At 67.8% G+C, this 10,039-nt stretch carries 12 protein-coding genes; 7 read left to right on the top strand and 5 right to left on the bottom strand.

Annotation, left to right across the window (positions count from 1 at the left end):
• Nucleotides 1-135 precede the first annotated feature (135 nt).
• The 7 genes from AC1DU6_RS11395 to AC1DU6_RS11365 are packed head-to-tail and all read left to right on the top strand — an operon-like array spanning nt 136 to nt 5,567.
• Nucleotides 136-1,056: a branched-chain amino acid ABC transporter permease gene (locus tag AC1DU6_RS11395; RefSeq protein WP_477857260.1), complete on the top strand. Its 921-nt coding sequence runs from the start codon at nt 136-138 to the stop codon at nt 1,054-1,056.
• On the top strand, nt 1,049-2,008 hold the full coding sequence (locus AC1DU6_RS11390; protein WP_457323413.1) for a branched-chain amino acid ABC transporter permease: 960 nt from the start codon (nt 1,049-1,051) through the stop codon (nt 2,006-2,008). The genes AC1DU6_RS11395 and AC1DU6_RS11390 overlap by 8 nt, the downstream gene beginning before the upstream one ends.
• Complete coding sequence (locus AC1DU6_RS11385) at nt 2,001-2,753, top strand: ABC transporter ATP-binding protein (RefSeq protein WP_457323414.1); 753 nt, start codon at nt 2,001-2,003, stop codon at nt 2,751-2,753. The genes AC1DU6_RS11390 and AC1DU6_RS11385 overlap by 8 nt, the downstream gene beginning before the upstream one ends.
• Complete coding sequence (locus AC1DU6_RS11380) at nt 2,750-3,460, top strand: ABC transporter ATP-binding protein (RefSeq protein WP_457323415.1); 711 nt, start codon at nt 2,750-2,752, stop codon at nt 3,458-3,460. Before AC1DU6_RS11385 ends, AC1DU6_RS11380 begins: the two co-directional genes overlap by 4 nt.
• A gap of 2 nt (nt 3,461-3,462) precedes the next feature.
• Nucleotides 3,463-3,900 carry an acyl-CoA thioesterase gene (locus AC1DU6_RS11375; RefSeq protein WP_457323416.1) on the top strand — a complete coding sequence of 146 codons (438 nt, stop codon included), beginning with the start codon at nt 3,463-3,465 and terminating at the stop codon, nt 3,898-3,900.
• Nucleotides 3,897-4,322: a RidA family protein gene (locus AC1DU6_RS11370; protein WP_457323417.1), complete on the top strand. Its 426-nt coding sequence runs from the start codon at nt 3,897-3,899 to the stop codon at nt 4,320-4,322. The genes AC1DU6_RS11375 and AC1DU6_RS11370 overlap by 4 nt, the downstream gene beginning before the upstream one ends.
• Nucleotides 4,323-4,379: 57 nt before the next feature.
• The gene (locus AC1DU6_RS11365) at nt 4,380-5,567 is read left to right on the top strand and encodes a Fic family protein (RefSeq protein ID WP_457323418.1); all 1,188 of its coding nucleotides are present in this window, start codon (nt 4,380-4,382) and stop codon (nt 5,565-5,567) included.
• Between the two features lie 70 nt (nt 5,568-5,637).
• Here the strand turns inward: AC1DU6_RS11365 and AC1DU6_RS11360 are convergent, their stop codons facing one another.
• The 5 genes from AC1DU6_RS11360 to AC1DU6_RS11340 all read right to left on the bottom strand — a co-directional run.
• Nucleotides 5,638-6,330: a hypothetical protein gene (locus tag AC1DU6_RS11360; RefSeq protein ID WP_056193545.1), complete on the bottom strand. Its 693-nt coding sequence runs from the start codon at nt 6,328-6,330 to the stop codon at nt 5,638-5,640.
• An 8-nt stretch (nt 6,331-6,338) separates the two neighbouring features.
• Entirely contained in the window at nt 6,339-7,145 is an 807-nt protein-coding gene (locus AC1DU6_RS11355; RefSeq protein WP_457323419.1) for a DeoR/GlpR family DNA-binding transcription regulator, read from the bottom strand.
• Between the two features lie 44 nt (nt 7,146-7,189).
• Nucleotides 7,190-8,155 carry an N-acetylglucosamine kinase gene (locus AC1DU6_RS11350; RefSeq protein ID WP_477857255.1) on the bottom strand — a complete coding sequence of 322 codons (966 nt, stop codon included), beginning with the start codon at nt 8,153-8,155 and terminating at the stop codon, nt 7,190-7,192.
• The gene (locus tag AC1DU6_RS11345) at nt 8,152-9,330 is read right to left on the bottom strand and encodes an SIS domain-containing protein (protein WP_477857254.1); all 1,179 of its coding nucleotides are present in this window, start codon (nt 9,328-9,330) and stop codon (nt 8,152-8,154) included. Before AC1DU6_RS11345 ends, AC1DU6_RS11350 begins: the two co-directional genes overlap by 4 nt.
• A 2-nt stretch (nt 9,331-9,332) precedes the next feature.
• On the bottom strand, nt 9,333-10,039 hold a 707-nt coding region (locus tag AC1DU6_RS11340; RefSeq protein ID WP_477857252.1), incomplete at its 5' end, for a class II D-tagatose-bisphosphate aldolase non-catalytic subunit.

Raw genomic sequence — 10,039 nt, 5'->3', positions numbered from 1 at the left:
AAGCAAAGGGGCGGGCGGTTCGGGGGCGCGTTCTTTGCCTACTTTCTTGTGCGCACCAGAAAGTAGGTCGCCCGCGGGGGCGAACTCCCCGCTGGGCAGTGGCGCAAAGCCCCAGCTTGGGAAAGCACCCAACTGATGGACTGGATCCTCATCACCGAGCAACTCCTCAACGGCCTCCAATTCGGCCTGATGCTCTTCCTGCTCGCCGCAGGATTGACCCTCGTGTTCGGCATCATGGACATGATCAATCTGGCCCATGGCTCGCTCTACATGGTCGGCGCCTACCTGACCGCGGCGGTCGCAGCCGCAACCGGCTCCTTCCTGCTGGCCGTTCTCGCCGCACTCGTGGGCACCGCCATCCTCGGAATGTCCCTCGAAGTCACACTTCTGCGACGCCTCTACGCCCGCGACCACCTCAGCCAAGTCCTCGCCACCTTCGCGCTGATCCTCATGCTCAACGAGGCGGTGCGCATCCTCTGGGGCGACCAGCCACTGATGCTGAACACGCCCGCCGCGCTCTCAGGCCCCGTCGAGCTTCTGCCCGGCCTGTTCTACCCGGCCTACCGCCTGCTCATCATCGGTGTCGGCCTCGCCGTCGCGCTGCTGATGTGGTTGCTCGTCACCCGCACCCGCGCCGGCATGTGGGTGCGAGCCGGCGCATCCAACCGCCAGATGGCCACCGCCATGGGCATCGACATCCGCAAGCTGTTCACCGCCGTGTTCGGCCTCGGCGCCGCGCTGTGCGCGCTGGCCGGTGCGCTGCTCGGCCCGCTGCTGGCCGTGCAGGTCGGCATGGGCGAGAGCATCCTCATCCTGGCCTTTGTCGTCATCGTCGTCGGCGGCATCGGTTCGGTGCGTGGCGCGCTGGTGGGCTCGCTGCTCGTCGGCCTGGTGGACACCGCCAGCCGCACGCTGCTGCCCGCCGCGTTGCGCCAGCTCGCCTCACCCGAGGTCGCGTCCAACCTCGGCCCGGCGCTGGCCTCCATCCTCATCTATGTGCTGATGGCGGCCATCTTGTTCTGGAAGCCGCGCGGCCTCTTTCCCGCCCATGGCTGAAGCGCGCAGCCTCCACCACCGCGGGCTCGGCCGTTGGATCTGGCCATTGCTGGCCCTGCTCGCAGCCCTGCCACTGCTGCTGCAGGCCATGGGCCTGGAGTTCTACACGGTCGTCGGCACGCGCATCCTCATCTTCGCCATCGCAGCGTCCAGCCTCAACCTCATCCTCGGCTTTGGCGGGCTCGTCAGCTTCGGACATGCGGCCTATATCGGCTTGGGGGCCTACACGGTGGGCGTGCTGATGGACGCGGGCATCACGTCGGCCTGGATTGCCTGGCCGGCGGCGATGGGGGTCAGCGCAATCGCTGCGGCCCTCATCGGCGCCATCAGCCTGCGTACACGCGGCGTCTACTTCATCATGATCACGCTGGCGTTTGCGCAGATGTTCTATTACCTGGCCGTGTCGCTGAAGGCCTATGGCGGCGACGACGGCCTGTCGCTGGCGCAGCGCTCGGTGCTCGGCTTCGGCCTGGACCTGAAGGACGATGCGAGCTTCTACTGGGTGGCGCTCGCACTCTTCGCCATCGTCATGGCCGGCCTGCAGCGGCTCGTGAACTCGCCCTTCGGCTGGCTGCTGCAGGGCGCGCGCGAGAACGAGGTGCGCGTCGCCGCCGCGGGCGGTCGCGTGTTCGCGCTGCGCTGGCAGGCCTTCGTGCTCGCGGGCGCCATCGCGGGTCTGGCGGGCGCCATGCTGGCCAACCTCAACGGCCTGGTGTCGCCGCACCTGATGCACTGGTCGCAGTCCGGCCAGTTGATGGTCATGGTCATCATCGGCGGCGCTGGAGCGCTGTGGGGCGGGCCGCTGGGTGCGCTGGCGTTGCTGCTGCTGGAGGAACTGCTGTCAGGCTACACCCTTCATTGGCAGCTCGGTCTGGGCGCCTTGCTGCTGCTGGTCGTGCTCTATGCGCCGCGCGGGTTGGCGGGACTGAACTGGAAGACGCGCCGTGCTTGAAGTCAAACAGCTGGTGAAGCGCTTCGGCGCGCTGGCCGCGACCGATGGCGCGAGCTTCGAGGTGCGGGCGGGCGAGCTGCATGCGCTGATCGGCCCCAACGGCGCCGGCAAGACGACGCTGATCCACCAGATCTCCGGCGCGCTTGCGCCCGATTCAGGTGCCATCGTCTTCGATGGCGCGGACGTCACGCGGCAAGGCATGGCCCGTCGCGTGCAGGCCGGCCTGGTGCGCAGCTTCCAGATCACCAGCCTCTTCAAGCCCTGCACGGTGCGTGACAACCTCGTGCTCGCCGTGCTGGCGCGGCGCGAGGGCGCGCCGTCGTGGTGGCGCACCGCGCGCGCCGACGCGGCCGCGCATGCAGAAGCCGACGCGCTGCTTGCACGGGTGGGGCTGACGGCTCAGGCCGGCCGCACCGCCGGCGAGCTTGCGCATGGCGAGCAACGCCAGCTTGAAGTCGGCCTTGCACTGGCTGCCAAGCCGCGTCTGCTGCTGCTGGACGAGCCGCTGGCTGGCATGGGTCCGGACGAGTCCACCCGTATGGTCGAGCTGCTGCAGGCCCTCAAGCGCGAAGGCCTGACGCTGCTGCTGGTCGAGCACGACATGGACGCCGTCTTCCGCCTCGCTGACCGCATCTCGACGCTGGTGGTCGGCCGCGTCATCGCTAGCGGCACGCCGGCCGAGATCCGCGAGCATGCCGAGGTGAAGCGCGCCTACCTTGGCGACGAGCTGGAGGCGGCCGTATGACGGCCTTGCTCGAGATCAAGGACCTGCAAGCCGGCTACGGTGCCAGCCAGGTGCTGTTTGGCCTGGAACTGACCATGCAAGCCGGCGAGGTGGCCACGCTGCTGGGCCGCAACGGCATGGGCAAGAGCACGCTGCTGCGCTGCCTGTGCGGGTGGATGGCGCCCAGCAGCGGCCGCATCCGCTTCTGCGGCCAGGACATCACCGGCTGGCCGGCCGACCGCATCGCGCGGCTGGGCCTGGCGCTGGTGCCCGAGGGGCGGCAGGTCTTCCCCAACCTCAGCGTGCACGAGCATCTGCGCGCCTTCGCGGCCAACCGCAGCGGCGCGGCCGAGCCGTGGACGGTGGAGCGCGTCTACGGCCTCTTCCCGCGCCTGGCCGAGCGCGCCGGCCACATGGGTCAGCAGCTGTCGGGTGGCGAGCAGCAGATGCTGGCCATCGGCCGCGCGCTGGTCACCAATCCGCGCCTGTTGGTGCTGGACGAGGCCACCGAAGGCCTAGCCCCTATCGTGCGCGAGGAGATCTGGCGCTGCCTGGATTTGCTGCGGGCCGCTGGCCAGACCATCCTCGTCGTCGACAAATACGTGCAGCGGCTGATTCGCCTGGCCGACCACCACACCGTCGTCGAGCGCGGCCGTGTCGCGTGGGCCGGCCCTTCGGCGGCGCTGGCGGCCGACCCGGCGCTGTGGCAAAAGTACGTGGGAGTCTGACGGTGAGCGCTTTCGCCTTTCAACGCGAGCAACTTGTGCGCTTCGGCCACTGCGACCCCGCCGGCATCGTCTTCTACCCGCGCTACTTCGAGATGCTCAATGAGCTGATCGAGGACTGGTTCGCCCAGGGCCTGTACCTGCCGTTCGACGTGCTCATCGGCCAGCGCGGCGTCGGCATGCCCACGGCGCAGCTCGACACGCGCTTCCTGCGCGTCAGCCGCCATGGCGACCGCCTCGTGCAAACCATCCACATCGAACGCCTGGGCGGCGGTTCGATGACGCTGCGCATCGCCTTCGACGGCGCCGACGGCACGCGCGTCGAGTTCACGCAGGTGCTGGTCTGTACTTCGCTCGCCACCCACAAGCCCCAAGCCTTTCCGGCCGATCTGCGTGCCGCGCTGGAGCGCTCGCTCGCCGCACAACAGGAGACAAACACATGAGCAACCACAAGCAAATCCTGCAGCCCGCCGGCTGGACCCAGCCGCGCGGCTATGCCAACGGCGTCGCGGCGAGTGGCCGCCAGGTCTTTGTCGCCGGCCAGATCGGCTGGAACGAGCGCTGCGAGTTCGACAGCGACGACTTCATCGCCCAGGTTCGCCAGACCCTGCTCAACATCCGCGCCGTGCTCGCCGAGGCCGGTGCGTCGCCCGAGCACATCGTGCGCATGACCTGGTACCTCATCGACAAGCGCGAGTACATCGCCCGCGGCCGCGAGGTGGGCCAGGCCTACCGCGACGTGCTGGGCCGCGACTACGGCATCGCCATGAGCGCCGTGCAGGTGTCGGCGCTGATGGAGGACAGGGCCAAGGTGGAGATCGAGGTGACGGCGATGGTGCCGGAGGCTGCGGGCCAGGGCGCTTGAGCCGCAATTCTGGTAATTCGGCTCACAATTTGAGCCGATAGTGCTAAATTGCGGCTCATGACCGCGAGAGCACGCCCCTGGAACTGGCTTCGCGCCGACTGGCCGGACTTCGTTTACGACAATGCGGCCGTCAGCGCCGACCTGGCCCAGGCCTACCGTTTGCATGGCGTCATGGAAGGCAAGGCTGCAGCCATCGGCTTCACCGGTACCAGCGACGTCGCGCTCGACTCGATGGCCGACGAGGTGCTGACCACGGCGGCCATTGAAGGGGAGCGGCTGTCGCTGGACGCCGTCAGGTCGTCGGTCATGCGCCGCATGGGCTTGAAGGCGCCGGGCCCCATCGACCGTGCCGTGGACGGCCTGGTCGCCGTCGTTCACGACGCGACCACCGCATCCGGCACGCCGCTCGACGAAGACCGGCTCTGCCGGTGGCAATCGGCGCTGTTCCCGGGCGGCACTTCAGGTGTTCAACGCATCGCCGTGGGCCGCTATCGGGATCACGAAGACCCGATGCAGATCATCAGCGGCCTGCCCGGCCGCGAGGTCGTCCACTACGAGGCGCTGCCATCGGCCGATGTGCCGCGGCACATGACGCGCTTCATCAACTGGTTCAACGACACCGCGCCCGGCGGCGCTTCCTCGGCGGCACGCCTGGACGGCCTTGCGCGTGCCGCTATCGCCCACCTTTGGTTTGAAAGCATCCACCCGTTCGAGGACGGCAACGGCCGCATCGGCCGCGCCCTCGTCGACATGGCCGTGGCCCAGAACCTCAGCACGCCGGTCAGGCTGTTCAGCCTGTCGCGGCAACTGCTGGAGCGCCGCTCCGATTACTACGACCAACTGAATCTCTGCCAGCGTGGCGGCATGGACGTGACGGGCTGGGTGCAATGGTTCGCGCAGCAATGTGCTGCGGCCTACTCGGCGGCCAGCGCCACGATGGACAACGCCCTCGTGAAGCGCCGGTTTGTGGAGCATCACGGGATCGCCGGGCTGCCTGAGCGCCAGCGCAAGGTGTTGCAGCGTTTGCTCGACGACGGTGACGGCGGTTTCGTGGGCGGGCTCAACGCCGAGAAGTACATGAAGATGACCGGTGCGTCCAAGGCCACGGCGACACGGGATCTGGCGGAGATGGTCAAGCGGGGGCAACTCTGGACCACGGGTGCGGGCAAGGCTTTGCGGTATCACGTTAACGTGCCGGGCTGGACGCACGGTGGCGCGATCGGTGAGAGTTTGGGCACGCGGTAGTGGGGGAGCTCCGGCACCTCGTGCCGCGCCGGCAGGTGAGCATGAGGTCGCACCTCATTGGCAGGCGCAATTAACTGCCTGGCTTCCTGCTTCTTTGCAGAGCAACACCAGTGAGCTGCGATACATCGAATGGCGCCGATTCCATCGCGCCAAGACACTCCAAGATAATTCGCGCGCAGTCTCTTTTTACGCGCACAAAGATCTGCTGGAGATCTTCATAGCCGATGTGCAACCTTTGTTCGCTCGGAAAGAGGTCTTGCGTGACAGTCAGCTTTCCGAAATCGTCAGCGTGCAGAAACGCCTTCTTGTGAAGAATCGCGTTGCGCAAGATTCGAAGATCGCCCATCACGTCTGACTGAACCATATTCAGCTTTACCTGCATCGAATCCGCTAGTCGCTGGCGTATCTCCAGCTCCCAATATGCATAGATGAAGATGACTATGGAGCGCGCGTGTTGTTGCTCGTTTGAGCCACCAGGAGCGTTCGCCGCCATGTAGTCATTAGCTCTCGTGATGCGGTCCAAGATTACGTCGGGTTGCGAGGGGTCTTCGTACGAAGTCCAAACGACAACCTTTTGGGCAGCTTCGTTAAAACCAGTCTTCGTCGGCCGAAGGATGCGGTGAACCTGACGCTCAACCTTTGTGTGGTGACCTGCGTAGCCAGCGAGAGCATCCATGTACGCGCCGCATTGCGCGTTGACGAAATCAATGAACTCCTGGGCAATAGCCGCCGCCTCTTCATTTGGCTGAATCGCTTTGGTCACACGCAGTCCTAAGCCAACACCACCTCAATCCCCCGCCCCCTCAACTGATCCACGATCGCCTGATCCGCCCCGGTGTCCGTGATCAGCATGTCCAGCTGTTCCACCGGGGCGATGACCGACAGGTTGCGCTTCATCAGCTTGGACGCGTCCGCCACGGCCACGACCTGGCGGCTGATCTTCATCATCTGGGCGTTCAACTGCGCTTCCAACAGATGGGGCGTCATCAGGCCGATGTCGGGGTCGAGGCTGTCGACGCCGAGGAAGAGGCGGTCGGCATACAGGCCCTGCAACGCGGCCACGGCCTGGGGGCCGGACAGCGAGAAGGAGTTGGGCCGCAACTGGCCGCCCGGCATGATGAGGTTGACGTGCGGCACCGTGGCCAGCAGCGCCGCGATGTTCAGCGCGTTGGTGATGACGTTCAGCGACGTCAGTCGCAGACCGCGAATCTGCTTGGCAATCTCTTCGGTCGTGGAGCCCGAGTCGAGCAGGATGGTTTCGCCGTCGCGGATCATCTTGGCCGCCTCGGTGGCGATGCGCACCTTCTGCTCGTGGCGCAGCTTCTGCTTCACGCCGATGGGCACTTCCTCGGTGTCGCGTTGGGCCAGTGCACCGCCGTGGGTGCGCAGCACAGCGCCGGTGGAGGCCAGCGAGTTCAGGTCGCTGCGGATGGTGACGACGGAGGTGCCGAAGCGCTCGGCCAGTTCGTCCACCGTGACGCGGCCCTGCGTCTGCACCAACTCGCGGATCAGCCGGCGCCGCTCGTCGATGAGCAGCGGGCTTTCGGTTTTCGCGGGCAGTGAGAGGGAGGTGGGCATGCAGTGGCGAAAGGCGGGGCGGGCTTTCGAATGATATCGACGGCTCAGGCGTCCAGTCGTGCCAGCGCCTCAGGCGTCAAAGGCCGGCCGGCCAGCCGAGCCGCGTACAGCGCAGCGCCCAGCTCCGGCCCGAAACGCGGCGTCTTCAGCACCGACCCCGGCAGGCGCCGCGCGAGGGCAGCTTGCAGCGGCCCCAGCACCAGCTCCCCGGCCGCAAACACGCCGCCGGAATAGGACACGGGCACGGCCTGGATGCCGCAAACCCCGGCAATGCCGAGGTTGCGCGCCACGCCCGCAGCGAGAGCCGCCAGTTCGTCGCCGGCGCGCACCAGCAACTGGCGGGCCTGCACGTCGCCCGCGTTGGCGGCGGCCGTGGCGAGGCGGGCGACCTGGGCCAGCTCGCTGCGCGCGGCGCTGCCGTTGATCTCGCGGCAGAGGTCGAGGTCATGCTTCAGCTCGAAGTGTTCGCGCACCAGGCCGAGCAGCGGGCCGGGCTCGGCGCGGCAGTCGGCCATGCGCGAGAACAGCGCCAGCACCTCGCGCGCCAGCCAGTGGGCCGAGCCTTCGTCGCCGAAGACCTCGCCCCAGCCGCCGCAGCGCGCGCCGCGGCCCATCCATTCGCCATAGGCGATGGAGCCGGTGCCGGCGACAAGKCTGATGCCGTCGGTGCCCGCCAGCGACCCGGCCCAGCTGCAGATCATGTCGTTGCCGACGCGGCTGTGTGGCACCACGCCGGTGAGCAGTGCGTCGAAGGTGYCGAGCAGCTCACTGTCCTCGCCATGCGCGGGCAGGCCGGCGAAGGCGTAGCTGACGTCGCTGGCCGCCACGCCGGCCTGGCGCAGCGCGGCCTGCACGCCGTCGCACAGCAGCGCGCGCAGTGCGTTGAAGCCGATCTCGATGTAGTAGCTCGTCGTCGACTCATGGCGCGCGAGCAGGCGGCCGATCTCGTCCACGAGGACGAAGGCGGTCTTGGTGCCGCCGCCGTCGATGCCGAGGAAAAGGCCGCTCATGGGTGCTGTTGCTGATTCACGGGATGGATGGTGACACCGCTGACGACGCGGGTCACGGTGCCCGAGGCGCTGGGGTTGTCGGGCGTGATGCCGAGCTGCAGCGAGGCGAGCAGGGCCAGGCATTGCGCGAACACCAGGGCCACGGGCGCCAGCGCCAGGTCGGGGGCGGACGCAGGCAGGGCGAGGTGGACGTCGTCGGCATGCGGAGTTTCGGCACCGTTCAGCGCAGACGTACGCAGGGCCAGCACGCGAGCCGGGCCCTGCTGGCGCAGCTCGCGCAGCAGGTCGAGGTCGTACTGGCGCGTGTAGGGGTCGTTGGACAGGATGATGACGACGAGCGTCTTGTCGTTGAGGATGGTCTTGGGCCCGTGGCGAAAGCCCAGTGTCGAGTCAGCCATGGCCACGAGCTTGCCGTCGGTCAGCTCCAGCATCTTCAGCGCGGCCTCGCGGGCAAGGCCCAGCAGCGTGTTGCTGCCGAGGAAGACGATGCGCTCGAAGGGCGCGTCGGTCAGCGCGTAGAGGCGGTCGCTTTCTGATTCCACCAACGTGGCGGCGGCTTGAGCCAGCGCTGTCACCGGCGCCAGGGGCAGGCTGAAGGCCCAGGCGGCCGCCAGCAGCATGCCGCTGAAGCTGGACGTCATCGCAAAGGCGCGGTCATTGGTCTCGTCGGGCAGCAGCAGCACTTGCGCGCCCGGCTGGCCAGCCATGCGCCGGTTCAGTGTCCCGTCCGCCGCGCAGGTGATGACGAGGTGGTGGCAGGTCTTGATGAAGCGATCAGCCAGGTCCACGGCGGCCAGGCTTTCGGGGCTGTTGCCGGAGCGGGCGAAGGACACGAGCAGCGTCGGCACTTCGGCCTGCAGGCATTGCTCGGGGCTGGAGACGATGTCGGTCGTCGCCACGGCCTCGACGCGGATGCCGGGGCGTTGGCCGAGGTGGCGCAACAGGGCCGGTGCGATGCACTGGCCGATGAAGGACGAGCTGCCGGCGCCGGTCAGCACGATGCGCAGCTGGGGCAGGGCGAGCAGCGGCGCCAGGAAGGCGTCGAGGGCGGGGCGCTCGGCTTGCAGTTGGGCGTAGACGGTTTGCCAGACGGCGGGTTGATGCGCGATCTCACGGGCCGTGTGCGCGGCGCCGCGGTGGTCGAGGTCGGTGGGGTCGAGATGAAGCAGGGTCATATTCAGGCGGCGCAGGCGTGCAGATAGGGGCGCAAGGCTTGGACGGTGCCGTCGCGCAGCAGGGAATCGGTGCCGGTGGTGATGCGGCCGTCGCGCACCGCCTCGTACTGGCGCGGCAGGTACTGGCTCAGCAGCGTCAGCGGCGGCGGCGCGGCGTCCAGGCGGGCCAGCATGGTCCGGCAGGCCTCTCGCACGGCGGGGTGGGCCCAGTAGTAGCGGATGCGGTCGCTTAAGGAATATGCGAGGTCGACATCCAGCCGCGCCGGGTCCTGGTAGTAGCCGCGCCAATGCTCAGGCTCGGCGCGCATGACGCCCAGCACGGTGTCGACCAGGCCTTCGCCCTTGCCCACCCATTCGCGCTCCACAGCGGCCAGGGCCCACAGCGTCTCGCGCAGTGCGAAGGTCACGCCGGGGCCGACCTTCAGGATGGCGAAGTGGTCGCGGGCCAGTTGGGTCAGGTGCTCGGGGGTCTGGTAGTCGGTCGAATGGGCTTCGAAAACCATGCCGGGCTGGCTCTCGATGAAGGCGCTTAACGATCGCGCCTTCTCGGGCCGGTAGTCGATGACCTTGTGGTGGTCGAACTCCACGCCGGGCTGCACGACCATGGCGACGACACGCTCCCAGGCCAGGTCCAGCCCCGCGCGGGCGAAGGCGTCGCGGTGCAGTTCCAGCGTGGAGGCGGCGGCCTCGGGCGACGTCACCGCCAGCT

Source organism: Roseateles sp. P5_B10 (assembly GCF_056400485.1).
Note: the sequence above shows the minus strand (reverse complement) of the source record. Positions and strands in the feature narration are given on the sequence as shown.